A 20,026-nucleotide genomic window follows, 5' to 3' on the forward strand; every position below is an offset into this window, starting at 1 on the left:
GACCTTTTGCTTTTCAGGGCTATCTGTTCTTATCGTATAGCCGGCTGGTGGCGGGTTGATGTTTGCGCTCCGCTAGCAGCGCGACGTGTCGTGAGCCACCTGTCGATGGAGAACTTTCCACTGCCATTGATCGCGATCACCAGGGCGATGGCCCAGTACAGGATGTCGAACTCATACCCTTCGCCCGGGTGATTGCCAAACCAGTTCATGAAGAAGCCATTGGCGGCATGGTCCAGCACGAAAGCGCCGGCGATTACGATGCCAGTCAGTGCTGCATTGATACGGCCCGCAAAACCTATGATCAGCAAGAAAGCGCCCAATGATTCGATGAGTATGATCAGTGCGGCCAGCCAGGCTGGTAAGCCCACCGTACCGGTAAAATATGCTATGGTATTGTTCCATCCATAGCCACCAAACCATCCAAATGTTTTTTGTAATCCATGGCCCAGCATCACGGTACCGAGCGCCACACGGAGAATAAGCCAGCTATAACTATCTGTCGTTGCTAATAGATCTTTGCGCATATGGGTATGTTTTTCTTGCTTGAATTGATACCACAAAATTGCACGCGGAAAGGGGGGCTTACCAATACCAGGAGATAAGAAAAACACTTAACATAGGATAAGTTTCCAGGTGATACCGGGTAGGCAGAAACCTGTTCGGAAATGGGTGACCAGGGTAACTGCAGACTGCCTTGGGGACGAAATCGTTTACTGCCGGATGGAAGATTGGCCAATCAGGACCGGTTGAGGCGGTGACGGCGTATACGGCTCAGCGATTCGGGGGTAATACCGAGGTAAGACGCGATGTGCTTTTGGGAAAGGCGTTGTTCAAATTGCGGGTATCGTTCCAGGAATTGCAGGTAGCGTTCCTCCGCCGAAAGCATCATATTGTCGCTGATCCGGCGCTGCATGGCGATATAGGCATTCTGTAGCAAAATACGGTAGAAGCGATCAAATTTGGGTATATCTATGTACAACTGTTCAAGCTGCTCTTTCCCAATTAACAGCAATTCGCAGTCTTCCAGGGCGTCTACATGGTAGATTGCAGGTTGTCCGCTCAAAAAACTATACATATCCCCGGTCCACCAGCCCTCGAAAGCAAAGTTGATGATCCGTTCCTGGCCACTGTCATCGACCTGGTAAATTCGCAGGGAACCCTTATTCACAAAGCATTCCTGCCGAAATACATCACCCGCCTGGACGAGGTATTGGCGCCGCCGCAGGCTCCGGGGCTTCAGGATCGAAGTAAATCGCTCGGTTTCCGCTGGTGTCAGGGTGATAAACCGGGCAATGTTTTTGAGAATAAGATCATACATCGGATAAAGATAGCCTTATGGATACAAACAATCCCGGTCTCGTAGCGGGTGATACAACGGTGCTGCCTCCCCCCGCCTATACACCTGTTAGAGAAAATGAACAGGTGTTACTCTCATTGGGTATAACGGCCGATCACATTGCGGCCCTGCCCCTGATCGTGCAGAATGGTGCAGCTGCCTTCCTGGTGCTGGAAATTCGCAGCGAGGAGGTTTTGCCTCTGTTACAGCCGGTATCGTCCGTTATGCACATGCTGGCGGTGCAATACCAGCTGGCTGGCTATTGTCTCTTTTACCGCCACCAGGGCAGTCGGGACGAGGTGGTAGCCCTGCCTTACACCTTACCGCTGGCAGATGAAATGCCCACGGCAGACCATGCCGAAGTCGCGTTGACGATCGCCACCCCGGCGCTGGCCACTGCCGCGCTGGCCTGTTACCTGTACGATATTGCAATGATCAAGAAAGAGGTGGTACACCTGCACCTGATCGATCAAGCGGCAGGTGCAGAGGATGCCGTATCGGCGCGCCTTCACGTTCAAGACGGTAAGATCCAGGGTGTTTCGCCGATGATGAACCGATAGCACAATCATACTGTTTTCGACTGAAAAATAGGCCTTTGGCCAGTTTTTGATGATAGATACGACAATTTAAGACAGTCGCTGACTGATACCAGTTTGTACCTTTGGATCGTCTGAAGGTCCCGTCCCGGTGGATAACCTGCCTGATTAACCGGACGTTCTGTCCTCCCTTTCCGGTTGGCATCAAACTTGACCTATACACCCTTCACTCCAAAATCTGCGGATTTTAAGACGGGACGTGTTATTTTGTCATAGATAAACTGTAGTATGAGTCGTATGAAAGAACCCTCAATCTTATTTCAGTCGGAAGACGATATGGACTTCATCCCTATAATTCCCCTCAATGAAAATGAAGGCGATAATGGACCAGAGATCCCCATCCCGGATGAGTTGCCTTTGTTGCCGCTTCGAAATACGGTATTGTTTCCCGGGGTGGTATTACCCATCACGGTAGGTCGCGATAAAAGCATTAAAGCCATCAATGATGTCTATAAGGCTGACAAATTGGTAGGTGTAGTTGCTCAAAAAGACAGCAATGTCGAGGATCCAACGATCACCGACCTCGAAGATATTGGTACGGTAGCCCGCATCATCAAGATGATCAAGATGCCCGATGGGGGCACCACGGTGATCATCCAGGGTAAAAAGCGTTTTAAGATCGAAAGCATCCTCTCGGAAGATCCTTATTTCAAAGCCCGGATCTCCCTGCTGGAAGAAGACGATTCGCCCAAACTGGAAGATTTCGAAGCCTATGTGGCCAATATAAAGGATTTGGCCACGCAGATCATCAACCTGTCACCCAATATTCCTTCGGATGCGGCGATCATCCTCAAGAACATCGAAAATCCTTCTTTCCTGATCCATTTCATCTCCAGCAACCTTAACACCGAGTTGGTCGAGAAGCAAAGGTTGTTGGAAATGAACAATATAGAGGCTCGGGCCGACCTGCTGATGCAGCTTTTGCAGCGCGAACTGCAGTTTGCCGAACTGAAGAACAAAGTCACTACCAAAACCAAGACCGAGCTCGACAAGCAGCAACGGGAGTATTTCCTGCAGCAGCAAATGAAGAGCATCAAGGAAGAGCTGGGTGGTGATACCAATGACCGTGAGATCCGCGAAATGAAGAACAAAGCGGAGCACATGAAATGGTCGGAGGCGGCCAAAGAAATGTTCAAGAAGGGCGTAGAAAAGCTGGAGCGCATGCACCCCAGTACACCCGACTACTCGGTCGTCTACAATCACCTCGATCTGATGCTTGACCTGCCCTGGGGCACCTTCACCAAAGATCTTTATGACCTGAAGAAGGCCCGGAAAGTGCTCGACCACGATCATTATGGTATGAACAAGGTGAAGGAACGGATACTCGAATACCTGGCCGTATTGAAACTGAAGGGCGATATGAAGAGCCCCATCCTTTGTTTCATCGGCCCTCCCGGTATTGGCAAAACTTCCCTGGGTCGCAGCATCGCCAATGCCATCTCACGTAAATACGTTCGCATCAGCCTGGGTGGTTTACACGATGAAAGCGAAGTACGTGGCCACCGCAAAACATATATTGGTGCCATGCCTGGCCGTATTATCCAATCTTTGCGCAAGATCAAATCTTCCAACCCGGTGATCATACTGGATGAGATCGACAAGGTGGGATCCGACTTCCGCGGCGATCCGTCTTCGGCCCTGCTGGAAGTGCTCGATCCCGAACAAAACCACACATTTTACGATAACTACCTCGAGCTGGAGTATGACCTCAGCAAAGTGCTGTTCATCGCTACCGCCAATGATATCAACAATATCCAGCCGGCCTTGCGCGACAGACTCGAGATCATCGACCTCAGCGGCTATGCCGTAGAAGAGAAGATCGAGATCGCCAAACGGCACCTGCTGCCCAAACAGAAAGATGCCCATGGCCTGAAGAATATTCCCTTAAAGGTGGGCGACAAAGTATTGGAGAAGATCATACAGGACTATACCCGCGAAAGCGGTGTACGTGAGCTCGATAGGTACCTTGCTTCAGTAATGCGTTATGAAGCAAAGGAATATGCTCTGAAGGATAAGATCAAAAGTACCGTTACCGCAGGCGATATCGAAAAGATACTGGGCAAGCCCCGATTCAGCAATGAAATGTACAAAGTGGCTAATATGCCTGGTGTAGCAGTAGGATTGGCCTGGACCTATGTAGGCGGTGATATACTTTTTGTGGAGACGAGCCTGAGCGATGGAAAAGGGGAGTTGAAGCTGACCGGTAATCTCGGCAATGTGATGAAGGAAAGTGCTACTACTGCGCTGACCTGGCTGCAGTCGAACGCCCGCAAGCTCGATATCGATCCTGCCATCTTCGAAAAGAAGACGATCCACGTGCACGTGCCGGAAGGAGCAACGCCCAAAGATGGCCCCAGTGCAGGCATTACCATGATGTCGGCTATTTGTTCGGCCCTCACAGGTCGTCGTATCAAGTCGTACCTGGCCATGACCGGGGAGATCACCTTACGCGGTCAGGTATTGCCTGTAGGCGGTATCAAGGAAAAGGTATTGGCAGCCAGAAGAGCTGGTTTGAAAGAGATCATCCTTTGTTGGCAAAATGAAAAGGATATCCAGGAAATCGATAGCAGCTTTATCAAAGGCCTTAAGTTCCACTATGTGAAGACCATGCAGCAGGTGTTGGAACTGGCGTTGGTGTAAGGCTGTTTCCCTTTAATGGGATTTTAATGAAATAGCCTTTTCATCCGTGAACAAAAGAAAGCAGACCGCGTTATATTAGCATAGTGGTCATCACGAAGACAATTCAAGATTACTATAAATTTTTCATGTTGGTTGTTTTAAGGGTTAAAGGAATTCCTCCATATCCATGGAGGAATTTTTTTTGCTACCAGCTTGAGAATTATCACTTATTTTCGTCGCATACCACATGCGGAAACTACTGCTAATACCCGTTTTAGTGATGATCCAGTTGTATGGGGTGGCGCAGACCCTGGGTGGTAATACCGTTTACAATTTCCTTCGGCTGCCCAATACCCCGGAACTCACTGCATTAGGCGGCATCAATATCTCCAATCAAACGAACGACATCGGAATGGCCTGGCACAACCCGGCTTTGTTGAGGGCATCGATGCATACGCAAGCCAACTTCGTATTCAATGCTTTCTACGGCGATATCCGTAATTATCATCTCCAAATGGGGTATCGGCATGAAGCCTGGAAGACCGATTTTTCGATGGGGGTCAACTATTTCAACTATGGTTCAATACCCGCTACAGATATGCTGGGTAACCAATACGGTGATATACGTCCTGCCGATTACGTCGTTCAGCTATCCGCCAGCCGCCAATACCTCGAACGCTGGCACTATGGGGCAACTGTAAAATTTATCTATTCCAATTATGGGACCTATCGATCTTCGGGTATGGCCATGGATATCGGTATCAGTTATGCAGATACCGCCAACCTGTTGCAGGCTTCGCTGGTGATCAAAAATATGGGCACGCAACTGAGTGCTTATGCCGGTACTGCGCGTGGTGACCTTCCTTTTGATCTGCAAATGGGTATCTCCAAACGACTGGCTAAGGCGCCCTTGCAATTCTCCCTGACAGCGCACCGCCTGCATCAATTCGATATCCTGTACCGTGATACTGCTTTCAATCAGGAGAATGGGTTTGATCAGAATATCGGCGATAAAAAGTTTACGTTCGACAAGTTATTCCGTCATATAGTCTTGTCTATGCAGTTGTACATCACGGATAAGATCGAGGTGAGTGCAGGGTACAATCACCTGCGCCGCCAGGAACTTAAAGTGGGCAACACAGGCAATGGGATCAATGGATTTTCGTTGGGAGTAGGGGCGTTGTTCAAAAAGCTGCAGATCAGGTATGCCCGCAGCTACTACCAGAATAATACCGCCTATAATCAATTAGGTCTTTCGATGGCCCTGAAAGACCTGAAGACAAAACTGCATTGAGTGAACCTTAACGGGTATAATTGTTTACCCTTAGTCGTGTTTAACCGCTTTCTCAGTCTTTGTGAAATTTAACATACAAATTGCTTTCAATGGGCTGCTTTCCGTTATTTTTAAACACTATGAATAGCTGGGATAATTGCATGCACAGGTGTACCGGGAACAGGAATTGATTGTGCTAATAGGGAAGCACAATTGTGTAAGTATCTCAAAAAAAGAATTGTTGAATGATCACAGTGGTTATTGCCGATGATCACCGCATGGTGCGGGAAGCATGGAAACTGGTACTGAATCGCGACAACCGCTTGTCGGTGTCTGCACTTTGCGAAAACGGATTCAAGGTGGTAGAAGTTTGCCGGGACAATCCTCCCGATGTAGTATTGATGGATATCAATATGGATCCGATGAATGGTATCGAAGCCACGAAAGCCATCCGGGAATTTTCGAACGATATCAAGATCATTGGTATTTCAGTCCATACTGATCTTTCCTATATACATGCCCTGATGAAAGCCGGTGGCAACGGATACGTTACCAAGAACTCTTCCGGTGAAGAAATGATCAATGCCATCCTCGAGGTCATGGAAGGCCGCTCCTATTATTGTAAAGAAATTGCTGAATATCATTTGTAACAAGGTTGTCTTTGCCGACAGCCGATAACAAAAAAGCCTGAAGCAGCTGCCTCAGGCTTTTTTGTTATCGGTCAATGATGTTAAATCGTTGTTGCAGCCATCGTATCATGGTGATGGTGGTGTGCAGCTGCTTCCGCTTTGAAAGCTTCTCTTGGTTTTAACCCCAGCATATCGAACATCGCCATGTCCTCGTCGAAAGTAGGGTTGGGCGTGGTGAGTAGTTTGTCTCCTGCAAAGATCGAGTTGGCCCCTGCCATAAAGCACAGCGCCTGATCGGATACACTCATGCTGGTGCGGCCTGCACTCAACCTTACCATGGCACGCGGCATCAGTATGCGTGCGGTGGCAATCATGCGTACCATATCCCATACGTTTACTTTGTCGTTATGGGCCAGCGGGGTACCTGCTACCGGCACCAGCGCATTCACCGGCACACTCTCCGGATGTTCGGGCATGGTGGCCAGGGTATGCAGCATATGGATCCTGTCTTCGTGGGTTTCTCCCAAGCCTACGATACCGCCGCAGCAAACAGATACACCAGCCTTCCGTACATTGTCGAGTGTTTGCAAACGATCGTCATAGGTGCGGGTGGAGATGATTTCCCCGTAGTATTCTGAAGAGGTGTCGAGGTTGTGGTTGTAGGCATACAGACCGGCATTGGCCAGCTTATGGGCCTGGTCTTCCGTGAGCATGCCTAGTGTACAACATACTTCCATTCCCATCGCGTTGACGCCTTTTACCATGTCCAATACACGATCGAAGTCGCGGTTGTCACGCACTTCCCGCCAGGCGGCGCCCATGCAAAAACGGGTAGATCCTGCCTCCTTGGCCTTTTGGGCATATGCCAGCACTTCCTCTTTTTTCATGAGGGCCTGCACATTGACACCTGTATTGTAGCGTGCCGCCTGCGGACAATAGGCACAGTCTTCGGAACAGCCACCGGTTTTGATGGATAAGAGTGTACATACCTGTACCTCTCCGGTGTCATTGAATTCGCGGTGGATGGTCGCGGCGCGGTAGATCAGCTCCAACAGTGGTGTATCGTAGATGGCTTTTACTTCGCCTTTGGTCCAGGTTGTCTTTATCATGGTTATTTCACTTAACAGTGGCAAAAATGATGTGCCAAATGTATAAAAAATTATGGTGCCTATAAATGTATATCTTTAATGGCAAAAGGCTCGAATGAAGCGTTTCGTCGTGATGACCTTGCTCCTGGTAGTTGTTTTTTCCTTCAATTATATAACCCGAACCAGGTTGCCATTAGCTTACGCGGATCTTGCAGACTATAGTTTGTTGTATACTACAGAAGACGGCCTTTATGTAAAAAAGCTCTGGCTTGAACATGACTCAATTGCCATGCAGGTGAATGGCGTTGCGGATAAGCAAGACTATTCTATAGTGACTTTAGGGGCTCATGGAGAGAGAAGCGAGCCGGTAACCTATCGGGGTACTACTTTACGGTATAAGCCAGAGGCGGGTAAACCACGGGTCATGGTAACGGTAAATAACCAGGACTCTTTCAGGTTACAGCTATCCACCTCCTTCCCCGATACGTCGGAACCAATCGATGCAACAGTCTCACAGGATTTTGAAATAAGCAGTCCTGATATCATGATAGAACCGGCCAGCATCAGGTCCATGGACGACTGGGCTGCATCGGCGTGGTGGAAGACGGAGCGGGTTACTCCGGCTCAGGTGCAGCAGGTGTTAAGAGATTCCATCCATATACAGGGCCAGGACAATTCGGAGCAAAGGATCATCAAGATCGCAGCTTTTATTTTGGCAAGAACCCGTGGCAAAGGCCCAAGGCCTGCCGCCTTTATGACATCTCTGCATCCCTTGGAGCAATTGCGGGAAGTTCAAAACAACCGTTCGGGGCTTTGGTGTGGTAATTATACTGCGATGTTCTCGTCCCTGGCAACGATAGCGGGTATTCCCGTACGTACAGTGGGTACGGGAGGGGAATGGAGTGGAGTAGGGAAAGGCGTGCATATGTTTTGCGAGGCATACATCCGGGAAAAGAAATGCTGGGCTTATGTAGATCTGCTGGCCAACACTATGCTGATTAGTCAGCAGGGGCGGTATCTCAATGTACTCGATGTACACCGGTTGCTGCCTTTTCAATTGCCCGATTCGGCGATCAGCGCCTATACTTATCAAAATGATTCGGTAGTACTAAGACCATTCAACACTTTGCGCGAAATACCAGCCCTTTACTTCACACCCAATACAGTATTTACCTTTTACTATGACCGCTATTTCCGCATGTACCCCGCAAATGGTTGGTCCAGCCGTATTGCCAATTTCTTCAGCATGGCACCCTATTATGCCTTGTACAGCGATAATATGAGCGTCGTTAAGACAAACTACGAGTTTTACATGCGGCTTGTCTCCAATGGGCTGCTGGTAGCGGCTGCATTGATATGGAGTGTTTACCTCCTGTTGTGGTTTAGGAAAGGACGCAGGCGGCAATGATTACCACAATTTTTGAACGTCATGGTAACTAAAAATTGTCGAGTCTTTCTGTAGCGGAATTTTTGCCTTGAAATACTTATTGAATAACAATGGGAAGGTGTTCACCGTACTGATATGATCATACATGGCTGAATATTCTCCGTCCGGGTAGTAGATGGCAAACAGGTTGTTGTATTGATATTGTTTCGGGTCTACCTTTTCCAGTGCCCGATATCCATGATCGCTTACCAGGATGATGACCCTTGGTCTTGCGCCTGTATGCTTGATTTGATGTACCATCTTTTTAATGAGGGTATTGCAATATTTGAGTTGCGATAGGTAATACGCTTTATCACCCTCCGTCCTAAACCAGAGAGAATCGGGCGTACGTTGACCCGTGCTGTCGAAAAAATAGGGGTCATGCGGCAATAGGAAATGAGTATAGACAAATGCAGGTCCCTGTTGCTCAGTGGCTGACGCATGAAGCAGTTGTTCTTCGGCTTTAAAGATCTGTTGAAGGTGCAGCTTGGATAAAGGGAGACGTCTTTCTATAAAGTCAGAAGTGCCCATTCCGAAATTCCACAAAACGTCCTTGGAAAATCTCGCTGGTAACGTCTGAGATAGTAAGGTACTCGTTGGGTTTGCTGTAAAATTGATATCAAGGGCGGCATCATGTAGTGGTAGCGGGAAACAGGAGTTGTTGACTATCGAGTAGCCGTTGCTGATCAATAGCTCGATCACCTTACTTTGGCTGATGCTGCCTGTACCACGGCAAAACTCCTGCAGGTCATTGGTAGAGGGTGGGTGCTGGTGATAGTCCATGTTCAAAATGCTGCCCAGGGAGAATGGGGTGAAATTATAGTTGCTGCTGGAATTCCGCGCATAAAAGAAGCCTTCCTTTCGAAAGAAGGTGTCCATAGAATTGTTGCTGAAGTCCCAGTATTCCTGCAAAGAACGTTGGCCGGCATAGCCGTCAAATACAATGAAATAGACGTCCGGCTTTACACAGGTATCGCAAATGGCGGTTGTTAGCACCGGATCGCTGGTAACCTTGCTAGACAATTGATTGGTTAACCAAAGGTTGTTTTTAATCAGCACACGACCTGCTTCTATCACGTTGAAAATAACCAGTAATAAATTGAGGTACAGGAATGCAACTGGAAATGAGTTCTTTTTTGATCTTTTTAAGATCATGAAAATGATCAAAGCACAAAGAGCCTGGAAAGGAAGTATAAATTTGAAATGGGCTAAAAAAGGCAGCACCTTCTTGCAACTGGCCAGTATACTGCCAAAGAAGAGGTACACAATCGATAAATAAAGCAGCAGCAAAGCATACCGGCTATAGCGGGGCCGGGCAATAAAAATTACCAGTATTACAACATGAATGCCCAGGATCAGCAGGCTGGCGGAATTGTAAAAATCGTCCGCCCGTAGTAACGGAAAGTAAAGATTGAGGGTATTTAGCACGTAGAAGATGGGCAGCAATACGATAAAGAGCGGATGCCTGCTAAATAAATTCTTCATGGTAGCAACAATGGTTGGGTATTGTTCAGTTCTTTCTCCTCATCAGGTACAGCAAACGATGGGTGCCGGGCACAGGTTCTACGGCTGTGATCGTGAAATGACGGGAAAATGTATCCTCGAATACGGGCCTGGTGTATTGCTGAAACACATCCTGGCGGCTGGCCAGCATTTGCTGTACCTTTTCATCTTCCCGCGGTACGAATTCTATGATCAATACGGGTGCAATATCGCGGAACCAATCGGCCAGTAAATCCAGCGGAATATTCTTACCGATCACCAGGTGGTGTACCAGGGCGAGGGCCAGTACCAGGTCGGTTTGCAGCCTGCTGAAGAAAGCAGCTCTTTCCCGGTTATGAAAACCAATGGCCGGTGAAGGATTCGCCACGTCGAGGATCAGGGGCAGCAGGTTGGTGATATTCTTTTTGCGCACTTCCCGGTAAAGCCGGCTGATACACTGTCCATCCACATCAGACGCAATGACGGGAATGCCCTGCGCTGCCAGTAGCTTGGAAAAGTAGCCATCGTTGGCACCAAGGTCAAGGGCATTGCGGACTGACAGCTGCCCGATGAACCGGTTGAAGATGATCTCCTTGGCCTGCAGGTATTCCTGGCTAAGGATGCTGTCATCATAATAGTTGTTCCAGGTCGTTTTATAGGTTCGTTCGCCCGGAAATCTTTGCAGGATACTCTCGAGATGGCTCAGCAGGTCGAGTAGTTTCTTCTTTTGAAATTGTACGGTATGGGTGGCCGGCTTACGCGCACCCCGCTGTACGGTATTCTGCAGGTATACATGCAGCCATACACCGAGATTGAGGTTGCTCTTCCAGGGCAACAGGCGGGCTGTTACATCCACCGGTACCCCTTCGATATAAACGCTCAGTATTTTTTGAACATCTTTTTTCAGGTAATGCTCCAGGTACAGGGGAAACAAGAAGCATTGGCAGAATTGCCGGTAGGCCACCCAGGGTTCGCTGGGGACATAGGGCTCGAAAGAAAGGGTATCTATGAAAACAGGTCTGCCGGCGACGAACTGAATGTTGAACGGTGTAGCGTCTTTCAGGATCATACCATGGTCCAGGGCCGTACGCATGATCTGCAGGGTCAGCAGTGCTGCATCCCGCAGTTGCTCAAAGCTCCATTCGTACGGATAAGAAATGAAGGGTACCACTTCCGGCAATAAGGTCTTGTAATGATCGGCGGTTACCGGGTGAGGTGCTGCTACTTCCCTATGGCCGATCAACTGTTTTTTGCCTGTCAGCTTTTGGTAGAGTCCGGAGCTCATGAGCTGATCGTAAGCGGCTGCGTAAGACTGGTTGACCTGTCGGTACAGGTTTCCCTCCGCTTCATAGATAAAGCCGGAGGGGTCTTTAAAGGATGCCGGATGCTGCTGGTAGTTAGTCATTTACTGGGTCGTTCCCGGTCGTGTCTTCTTTTTTGGGCCTGAAAAAGAAGGCCTTTATCCGCCAGAATATGTTCCTGAAGTAGAACATCGCGCCCAGCACGGCAGCAATAATGGCCTGTACCAGGTAGCTTCCGCTACCTGGATCGACATACAGAAAAAGTTGGTTCACTGTCATAGGTAGCTCAGATTCGTTTTGGGCGTTAACGTCAGCAACGTCTCATACATCAGTTGGATCGTTTGCTCGATATCGCTTTTGTGCAGCATTTCAACGGTAGTGTGCATGTAACGCAGCGGAATGGAAATGAGTACAGAAGGACAACCGTCATTCGCATAAGCAAATGAATCGGTATCGGTACCCGTACTACGCGAAACCGTTCTCAACTGCACTGGTATCTTTTTCTTTTCTGCCACGTCCTGTACCAGGTTGAGCAGTTTATTGTGTACCGCCGGACCATAGGCGAGTGACGGACCTTTACCGCAGGCTACATCGCCTTCGATCATCTTATTGACCATCGGGGTATAGGTGTCGTGGGTAACGTCAGTGATGATGGCAATATCGGGTTTGATGCGACGGGCGATCATCTCAGCGCCGCGCAGTCCGATCTCTTCCTGCACCGCATTCACTACATACAAGCCATAAGGCAGTGTTTTCTTGTTCTCTTTCAGCAGGCGCGCTACTTCAGCAATCATGAAACCACCAATGCGGTTGTCGAAGGCGCGGGCGATATAATAGTCGTGGGCCAGTTCGTCGAAGCCATCCTGGTAGGTAACGACCGAGCCAATATGAATACCCAGGTCTTCTACTTCTTTACGGGTGCGGGCACCGGTATCGAGAAACAGGTTGTCGACCTTGGGTTGTGGGTCTTTTACATCGGGATTGCCGAGGCGGGTATGGATAGCGGGCCATCCAAATACGCCTTTTACCATGCCTTTTTTGCCATGGATGAATACCCGTTGTCCGGGAGCGATCTGGTGATCGACGCCACCATTGCGCTTCAGGTACAACAGACCTTCTGCCGTAATATAATTGACAAACCAGCTGATCTCGTCTGCATGTGCCTCGATCACTACTTTGAAGGGCGCTTTGGGATTGATCACACCTACTGCGGTACCATAAGGATCAACAAAGGTGGTGTCTACATATTGTTTGAGGTATTCCAGCCATATTTTCTGACCACTGTACTCAAAACCCACGGGGGAGGGGTTGTTGTGGTAGTTCTTCAGGAATTGCATGGATGTTTTCGTAATCACCGATTTGGACCCGGAGGTCTCCTTTTTAGCCATAGAATATCTTTAGTAAGCTCAAATGTAATTAAATCTGCATTAAATAGACACATTGGTCCTTTTCGTGGCAGTATAGCTCCCGAAGCGGGCAGCGATACTGGTGAACGGGCCATTGGACAATAAAGTATGTAAAGCAGGAAGTATACCGGAAGGATCAGCGAATGATGACTACCTGTTCCGAGATCACCGTATCGCTGACGTTACCTGCACGGTCATGCAGGGCAAACCGGAAGCGGATCGAGTCGGGATAAAACCGGACGCTGTCAATCTTTTGGGGTGCTTCCGCATCTACGAGGTATCCATGGTATTTCAGGGTCAGCAATATTTCTCCGTTTGCCTTGGAAGGAAAAGGAGGGATCATTTCGAAGAATTCGTCATTGGTGCGCTTATTGCCAAACTGCCCGTCGACCTTATTCAGGCGGTCACGCTTGATGTACAGGGTATCATCGACGTCGCCTTCTTTGTCGGCAAATTCCAGGGTAATGCTCAGGGGCTGTCCATCCTGCACTTCCATCGGGCTGATGGATTTAATTTTGATGGAGGGTTTCGTCTCCGGTTTATCTTTGCCACAGGACAGTGCCAACAATATGGCCGCACAAAAGGTTATATATCGCATATTTTTTAACATTGTGTACAAATTTAACTGCTCCCGGAGTATCGTTTTTTTATGATTTGTGAACATGAAGATAAAGTTTTTTCAACGGACGAAGCCAATTTCGAACAACGGGCCGTCGAGCTGTTTCATTTTCAATACCAACACAATCCCGTTTATAATCAATACGTAAACAGCCTGCCGATCGTTGGGGCCGCTGTGCGTCGCCTGGCCGATATCCCTTTTCTGCCCATCCAGTGTTTCAAGACCCACACGATCAAGACCACCGAATTTGAGGCCGAAGCTGTTTTTGAGAGCAGCGGTACCACCGGGTCCGTCAACAGCCGCCATTATGTAAAAGACCTGGGCCTGTATAAGCAGAGCTTCGGGAAGGCTTTCGAACGCTTTTACGGAGCTGTAGAAGACTGGTGTGTGATCGGCCTGCTCCCTTCTTACCTCGAACGGCAGCATTCATCCCTGGTGGTGATGGTCGACGAGCTTATCCGCCAGAGCCGGCACGAAGCCAGCGGTTTTTACCTCTACGAGCACGAAAAGCTGGCGGTAGTACTGCAGCAGCTGGAGGCCCGTGGCCAAAAGACCCTTCTGATCGGCGTCACCTTTGCCTTGCTCGATTTCGCAGAAAAATACCCCCTTGCCCTGCGCCATACCGTGGTGATGGAAACCGGCGGCATGAAAGGCCGTCGTGAAGAGATCACCCGCCAACAGGTACACGATATCCTGAAAGCCGCCTTTCATTTGCCCGCGATCCATGCCGAATATGGGATGACGGAGTTGCTGTCGCAGGCATATGCTGCCGGGGCAGGCATTTTGCAGTGCCCACCCTGGATGAAAGTGCTGGTGCGGGAAGAAGATGACCCCTTTGCCATTCACCACGCCGGCAGCGGCGTACTCAATGTGATCGATCTGGCCAATATGTACTCCTGTTCCTTTATTGCTACCGAAGATGTAGGACGAGTGTATCCCGACGGTAGTTTTGAGGTACAGGGCCGGATGGACAACAGCGATATCCGCGGATGCAGCCTCATGGTGGTCGGACTGTAGTGCAACGTTTTGCCTTCATCAATCATCAATAACCAAATTGTAATCGCTATGAAGCAAACCATGTTGGCCGTCATCGCAATGGCCTTTGTATTTGTGCAATGTGGGGTAAACAAAAAACAACCAGCGCAGTCCTGCGTACAGGGCAAGATCCTCCGCATCAGCTGTGCCAGCTATGTCGTACAGGCATTGAATGTAGATACGCTGGGTGAAAATGGCTGGAAGAACCAGCTGGACTCAGCGGCCCAGTCATTTGACCATGTATTTGATGTCACGAACAAATGTAAATTGCCGGCCGACCTGAAAGCAGGCGACACCATCTATTTTACCGTGCATCCCACACAACCTTCCGACTGTGTCAGCTGCATGATGTTCGACGCGCCGCCTGCTGTGAAATATGATCTTCAAAATGTGTCGAAAGAACCCTGTAAATAATTACCGGTAGGGAATATCAAACAAGCCTGAACAAGGTACGGTACATTGGCGGGTATGGCTCTCAAAAGCCAGTTCCATCATCCGCACGGTATTGTAACCATGTTCAGGTTTTTCTTTGAGGGGCGCTCCGTTGCGGATGGTCTGATACAGGTTTTCGTAATAGCCGCCATAATGACCTGCTTTGGAAACGACCTTTTCCTTGATGATCTTACCGTCGATCTCTGTATGCAATAGTCCAAAGATGCTTTCGTCTTCCCGGCCCCAATTATCGCCACCCGGTAATTCGCCCGCCCGCAACCGCGCTTCCTGCGGATCTTCGCCATACTTAATGAAGGAACCGGCTGTACCATGGATCATATACCGGGGACCGGGTTCCCGCACCAGCATACTGGCATGCAGGATCACTTTGGTAAAGCCATAGTCGAGCCGCAGGTCAAAGTAGTCGTCGACCTTTGCATGCGGCCGCTGGCGGCGTATATCGGCGGTGATGGAGGTGGGCAGGCCAAACAGGTACAGTACCTGGTCGATGAGGTGGGCACCCAGATCGTACAGAATGCCGCTGCCCGGCAAATCATGTTCGCGCCAGGCATTGGGGCGCGCTTCGGCCCGGTAACGATCGTAGTGACCTTCAAATTCATGTATGGTGCCGAGCAATTGCTGGTCGAGCAGGTCGCGGATCGTGAAGAAATCACTCACATACCGGCGGTTTTGGTATACGCTCAGTACCTGTTTGCTCACAGCCGCCAGCTCTACCAACTGCCTGGCTTCCGCCACGGTGGTCGTAAAAGGTTTTTCTACCACCACATGTTTACCGGCCTCCAGGGCTGCTATTGAATAGGGAAAATGCGTCTCGTTGGGCGACGTGATCACGATCAGGTCGGTGGAAGGATCGGCTACCAATTCTTCAAAGGTGCGCACCACCTTTACCGACGGATATTGTTGTTGAGATAGGTTTTTGGTTCTTTCCAGTACGGCCACCAGTTCGTACTCCGGCATGGTGGCGAAAAACGGCGCGTGAAAAACGGTTGCAGAAATGCCATAGCCTGCTAAGCCTACGCGGATGGGATTTGCCATGCTGTAATTTTTGGCAAGATAGCCAATTTGCTTTTGGCGTGCTACCTACACCACCAGGTCGAGCAGCAATACGCCGATCAGCCCCATGATGCCAACGATGGTTTCCATCACCGACCAGCTACGCAGCGTATCCCGAATACTGAGGTTGAAATATTCCTTGTACATCCAGAAGCCACTGTCATTGACATGCGACAGCATCAGGCTGCCGGCGCCGATCGACAATACCATCAGGTTGGGGTCTACATTGAGTTGGGGCATTACCGGGGCGATGATACCGGCCGTGGTCAATCCGGCTACGGTAGCAGAACCGATGCATACGCGGATGATGGCGGCTATCAGCCAGCCCAGTACCAGCGGATGGATAGCCCAGCCCTTGAGTAGCCCAGCAATTTCGCCGCTGACACCGCTGTCAACGAATACCTGCTTCAAAATACCGGCTCCCGCCACGATGAGAACAATGAGGGCTACGTCTTTTACCGCTTCACCAAAAACATCCATCACCGCTTTCATGCTTTTACCCTGGGCAATACCGAGGGTAAAAATGGATGCCAGCAGGGCCAGCAGCATTACGATATTGGCATCGCCGAAAAATGCCAGCAGGGTATTGTTCGTTTCGTTGGTACTGACGAGGTAGGGTAGTACCGTGGTCAGGGCCAGCAGGATGACGGGCAACAGGGAGGTAATAAAACTATTGAAGGTGCCGGGCAGTTGCTTCTCGGGGATCGATTTGGGCCGGAAGGTTTGCAGCGGTTGGGAAGGGATTTTTTTGAGGGTGCTGGCGAATACAGGGCCTGCCACAATGATCGCTGGGATGGCCACCACCAGGCCGTACAGCAACGTCAATCCCAGGCTGGCATGAAACTGACCGGCCAGCGCAGTAGGCGAGGGGTGGGGAGGCAGAAAGCCATGCGTTACCGACAGTGCGGCCAGCATCGGCAGGCCGATATACACCGCCGGCAATTTAAATTGATACACGACCGAGAAGATCAGGGGCACCATCAGCACAAAACCTACATTGTAGAACAAGGGAATGCCGGCTACAAAGCCCGTGATCATCAGCGCCCACTGAATATATTTTTCGCCAAAGGCCTTCATCAGTACGGACGTGATCTTTTGCGCCGCGCCACTTTCCACCACCAGTTTGCCCAGCATGGCGCCCAGCATAATGATGATCGTCAGCGAACCAAGGGTATCGCCAATCCCTTTCTGGATCGACTGGTTGATCTTGTTGACGGGAATGCCCAGCCACCAGGCTGCCAGGATCGACACGATCAGGAAAGCGAGAAATGGATTGCACTTGCCCCAGGTGATGAGCAGTATCAGCAACAGAATGCACAGCAAAACAGTCAGGATATGCTGATAGGGCTGCAAGGTCGTTATTTGTAGTTGGAGCATGACACGTACTTTAGGCGATGTTACTTGCTGACTAATTTAGTCAATTATTGGTATCGCTACCCTGGTAAATGAATTGCTATCAGTAACTTGCTACAAGGATATGGATTCGTTGACACATATCGTACTGGGGGCCTGCATCGGTGAAGCGATCGCGGGCAGGCAACTTGGTAAAAAGGCGATGTTCTGGGGAATATTGACACAGAGCTTGCCCGATATCGACTTCATCGCCTCTTTCTGGATGACACCCGCCGATGAGCTGTTGGCGCATCGCGGATTTACCCACTCGTTTTTATTTGTGGCCATGGTAGCGCCGCTGCTGGCGCTTGCCGCCGACCGATGGCACCGGCCACACAATTACAGCTGGCGGAAGTGGACGGTCTTTTTTACCATCGAAATGCTGGTGCATGTATTGCTCGACGGTTGCAATGCGTATGGAACAGGCTGGTTTGAGCCCTTCTCGCACTACCGTGTTTCGTTTCACCTGTTGTTCGTGGCCGATCCCTTGTTTTCCATCTGGCCTGGTATCGCTTTCGCGGTATTGCTGTTTTCCCGTACTACATATACCGCGCGCCTTAAATGGGCCCTGGCTGGGGTAGCCGTCAGCCTGCTGTATATCTTCATCAGTGTCTACAATAAAAGCGCCGTCGACCAATCTGTTCGGGAGATCGCCCGGCAGCAGGGTATCCGGTACAACCGATTGCTGAGCACGCCAACCCCGCTCAACAACATGCTGTGGTTCGTAGTACTGCAGGATGAGCGGGGATTCTATATCGGGCACCGTTCGGTACTCGATCCACCCGGCGATACCAGTTTACTGCATTACCAATTACAGCACAAGGAGTATCTGGAACCGGTGAAGGACGTAGAAGAGGTGCATCGGCTACTCCGGTTTTCGCAGGGCTATTACGTGATCGAGCGGGTCGATAGTGCCCTGCTCTTCAATGACCTTCGATTTGGCCAAATGGTTGGCTGGCAAAATCCCAACCATGGATTTGTATTCCACTATTACCTGCAGCGACCCGATGAGAATCTGCTGGTCATGCAGCGGGGGCGGTTCAGCAACTGGAACAAGGAGGCTGTGCGCTCACTTTTTCGCCGAATTCGCGGCCTTAAATGATCGTTGCTTGAAGTAAAAGGTAAAAAGAAAGAAGAGCATCCTCACGATCTGGTAGCAGGCATGCTGATACAGGCGCTTGAAATAATTGTACCGGGTACGGTAATCTTCTTCGGTCACCAGCTCACAGTCGCGGTCGATGATCTGTTCGATATGTCGCTGCATGGAGTGGGCAAAGGCTTCCTGTTTTACATCGAGGTTACATTCGATGGTCGCAAAAGCGCTGATGTTATTCACATTGTAGGAGCCGATCGTACACCACTTCCCGTCGTAGGTAGCGATCTTGGCATGCAGTACACTTTGATTGTATTCGTATACCTCGATATTGTTATTGAATATCCACCGGTAAATGTATCGTTCGGCATGTTTGGCGAGCATCACGTCCGATACGCCTGCCAGCACCAGTTTAATACGTACCCCTTTTTTGGCGGCACGCGCCATCTTTTTGCGGAGTAGCATGCCGGGCAGAAAGTAGCTGCACATGATATAGATATGAGACCGGGCGTCTTTGAACATTTCGAGATAGCTGGTCGTGATCTGGCTTCTCTTCTGCACCCAGTCATTGCGGCGCAGACGTACGGCGCAGTCCTGGAGCGTGATACCTTCTACGGCTTGTGTCTGCCACAGCAGTTTGCGGCGTTCTTTGCCGAAGCGTGTGAACAGCTCGAGGCACACCCGGGTGAGCTCGGGCACGATGTCACCCTGGGCATAAATGGCCCAGTCGAGCCAGGCCGGATGGCCAAATCCATCATTGTATTTGTTGCTGATGTTGACGCCGCCGATGAGGCTGTGAAGTCCATCTACCACGAGTATTTTGTGGTGCAGGCGCCGGCCAAAATAGAAGTATTCGCTTTTCAGGATGGGTTGAAAGAAGCGGAAATGGATGCCTGCGGCCTCCAGCTGGTGTACAAAAGCTGTCGACATATCCTGGGAGGCATAGCCATCCGGCAGCAGATATACCGCTACACCACGCCGCGCGGCGGCCATCAGGGCGTCTGCTACCAGTTGGCCGGTGTCATCTTCGTCGTAAATATAGACCTGCAGGTGAATGAACTGCCTGGCCTGGTTGATCAAGTCTACCAGGAGCGCAAAATACTCCTTGCCGCCACGTACCAGCCGGGTATTGTTGTGGTGGGTATACGAGTAGGATGGTTTCGATCTTACCAGGGCCATAGACTACAAGCTACTGAAATAATTAATGCTGCTATTGAACCAGGAT

Annotated in this window: 19 protein-coding genes; 8 read left to right on the forward strand and 11 right to left on the reverse strand. The window is 49.9% G+C overall.

Going from position 1 to position 20,026, the window contains the following annotated elements; all coding sequences use genetic code 11:
- Positions 1–29: 29 nt before the first annotated feature.
- Together P2W70_RS13260 and P2W70_RS13265 are read right to left on the reverse strand one after the other, a co-directional pair.
- Positions 30–524 (reverse strand): DoxX family protein, encoded by a 495-nt coding sequence (locus tag P2W70_RS13260; RefSeq protein WP_276481954.1) that lies wholly within the window; start codon positions 522–524, stop codon positions 30–32.
- A 212-nt stretch (positions 525–736) separates the two neighbouring features.
- Entirely contained in the window at positions 737–1,318 is a 582-nt protein-coding gene (locus P2W70_RS13265) for a Crp/Fnr family transcriptional regulator (RefSeq protein ID WP_276481955.1), read from the reverse strand.
- Positions 1,319–1,335: 17 nt separating this feature from the next.
- Between P2W70_RS13265 and P2W70_RS13270 the strand changes: the two genes are divergently transcribed.
- The 4 genes from P2W70_RS13270 (at position 1,336) to P2W70_RS13285 (ending at position 6,474) form a co-directional block, all read left to right on the forward strand.
- Positions 1,336–1,896, forward strand: a complete 561-nt coding sequence (locus P2W70_RS13270) for a hypothetical protein (protein WP_276481956.1) — start codon at positions 1,336–1,338, stop codon at positions 1,894–1,896.
- 273 nt (positions 1,897–2,169) lie between these two features.
- Complete coding sequence (gene lon / locus P2W70_RS13275) at positions 2,170–4,572, forward strand: endopeptidase La (protein ID WP_276481957.1); 2,403 nt, start codon at positions 2,170–2,172, stop codon at positions 4,570–4,572.
- A gap of 226 nt (positions 4,573–4,798) precedes the next feature.
- Positions 4,799–5,845, forward strand: a complete 1,047-nt coding sequence (gene porQ, locus P2W70_RS13280) for a type IX secretion system protein PorQ (RefSeq protein ID WP_276481958.1) — start codon at positions 4,799–4,801, stop codon at positions 5,843–5,845.
- Between the two features lie 224 nt (positions 5,846–6,069).
- Positions 6,070–6,474 carry a response regulator gene (locus tag P2W70_RS13285; RefSeq protein ID WP_276481959.1) on the forward strand — a complete coding sequence of 135 codons (405 nt, stop codon included), beginning with the start codon at positions 6,070–6,072 and terminating at the stop codon, positions 6,472–6,474.
- An 80-nt stretch (positions 6,475–6,554) separates the two neighbouring features.
- On the opposite strand, the gene bioB is transcribed toward P2W70_RS13285, so the two are convergent.
- Positions 6,555–7,562, reverse strand: coding sequence for a biotin synthase BioB (bioB, locus tag P2W70_RS13290; protein ID WP_276481960.1), 1,008 nt, complete (start codon positions 7,560–7,562; stop codon positions 6,555–6,557).
- 94 nt (positions 7,563–7,656) lie between these two features.
- Between bioB and P2W70_RS13295 the strand changes: the two genes are divergently transcribed.
- Complete coding sequence (locus tag P2W70_RS13295) at positions 7,657–8,949, forward strand: transglutaminase domain-containing protein (RefSeq protein ID WP_276481961.1); 1,293 nt, start codon at positions 7,657–7,659, stop codon at positions 8,947–8,949.
- Here the strand turns inward: P2W70_RS13295 and P2W70_RS13300 are convergent, their stop codons facing one another.
- The 5 genes from P2W70_RS13300 to P2W70_RS13320 all read right to left on the reverse strand — a co-directional run bounded on the left by P2W70_RS13300 (position 8,950) and on the right by P2W70_RS13320 (position 13,754).
- The gene (locus P2W70_RS13300) at positions 8,950–10,452 is read right to left on the reverse strand and encodes a sulfatase-like hydrolase/transferase (RefSeq protein WP_276481962.1); all 1,503 of its coding nucleotides are present in this window, start codon (positions 10,450–10,452) and stop codon (positions 8,950–8,952) included.
- 25 nt (positions 10,453–10,477) lie between these two features.
- Positions 10,478–11,854 (reverse strand): class I SAM-dependent methyltransferase, encoded by a 1,377-nt coding sequence (locus P2W70_RS13305; protein ID WP_276481963.1) that lies wholly within the window; start codon positions 11,852–11,854, stop codon positions 10,478–10,480.
- Positions 11,847–12,029 (reverse strand): hypothetical protein, encoded by a 183-nt coding sequence (locus tag P2W70_RS13310; RefSeq protein ID WP_276481964.1) that lies wholly within the window; start codon positions 12,027–12,029, stop codon positions 11,847–11,849. The genes P2W70_RS13305 and P2W70_RS13310 overlap by 8 nt, the downstream gene beginning before the upstream one ends.
- Positions 12,026–13,138: a M42 family metallopeptidase gene (locus tag P2W70_RS13315; protein WP_276481965.1), complete on the reverse strand. Its 1,113-nt coding sequence runs from the start codon at positions 13,136–13,138 to the stop codon at positions 12,026–12,028. The genes P2W70_RS13310 and P2W70_RS13315 overlap by 4 nt, the downstream gene beginning before the upstream one ends.
- 154 nt (positions 13,139–13,292) lie before the next feature.
- The gene (locus P2W70_RS13320; RefSeq protein ID WP_276481966.1) at positions 13,293–13,754 is read right to left on the reverse strand and encodes a hypothetical protein; all 462 of its coding nucleotides are present in this window, start codon (positions 13,752–13,754) and stop codon (positions 13,293–13,295) included.
- Positions 13,755–13,805: 51 nt separating this feature from the next.
- On the opposite strand from P2W70_RS13320, the gene P2W70_RS13325 reads away from it, so the two are divergent.
- Positions 13,806–14,792, forward strand: a complete 987-nt coding sequence (locus tag P2W70_RS13325) for a long-chain-fatty-acid--protein ligase (RefSeq protein ID WP_276481967.1) — start codon at positions 13,806–13,808, stop codon at positions 14,790–14,792.
- Between the two features lie 48 nt (positions 14,793–14,840).
- Entirely contained in the window at positions 14,841–15,224 is a 384-nt protein-coding gene (locus tag P2W70_RS13330; RefSeq protein WP_276481968.1) for a hypothetical protein, read from the forward strand.
- On the opposite strand, the gene P2W70_RS13335 is transcribed toward P2W70_RS13330, so the two are convergent.
- Positions 15,225–16,298 (reverse strand): oxidoreductase, encoded by a 1,074-nt coding sequence (locus P2W70_RS13335; RefSeq protein ID WP_276481969.1) that lies wholly within the window; start codon positions 16,296–16,298, stop codon positions 15,225–15,227.
- A 45-nt stretch (positions 16,299–16,343) separates the two neighbouring features.
- Positions 16,344–17,693, reverse strand: a complete 1,350-nt coding sequence (locus P2W70_RS13340; RefSeq protein ID WP_276481970.1) for a gluconate:H+ symporter — start codon at positions 17,691–17,693, stop codon at positions 16,344–16,346.
- A gap of 100 nt (positions 17,694–17,793) precedes the next feature.
- On the opposite strand from P2W70_RS13340, the gene P2W70_RS13345 reads away from it, so the two are divergent.
- Entirely contained in the window at positions 17,794–18,810 is a 1,017-nt protein-coding gene (locus P2W70_RS13345) for a metal-dependent hydrolase (protein ID WP_276481971.1), read from the forward strand.
- Here P2W70_RS13345 and P2W70_RS13350 read toward each other — a convergent pair.
- Positions 18,778–19,980, reverse strand: a complete 1,203-nt coding sequence (locus P2W70_RS13350) for a phospholipase D-like domain-containing protein (RefSeq protein WP_276481972.1) — start codon at positions 19,978–19,980, stop codon at positions 18,778–18,780. The two genes, P2W70_RS13345 and P2W70_RS13350, sit on opposite strands and share 33 nt — an antisense overlap.
- Between the last annotated feature and the right edge of the window lie 46 nt (positions 19,981–20,026).

The organism is Paraflavitalea pollutisoli, assembly GCF_029360705.1.
Taxonomy (GTDB): Bacteria; Bacteroidota; Bacteroidia; order Chitinophagales; family Chitinophagaceae; genus Paraflavitalea; species Paraflavitalea pollutisoli.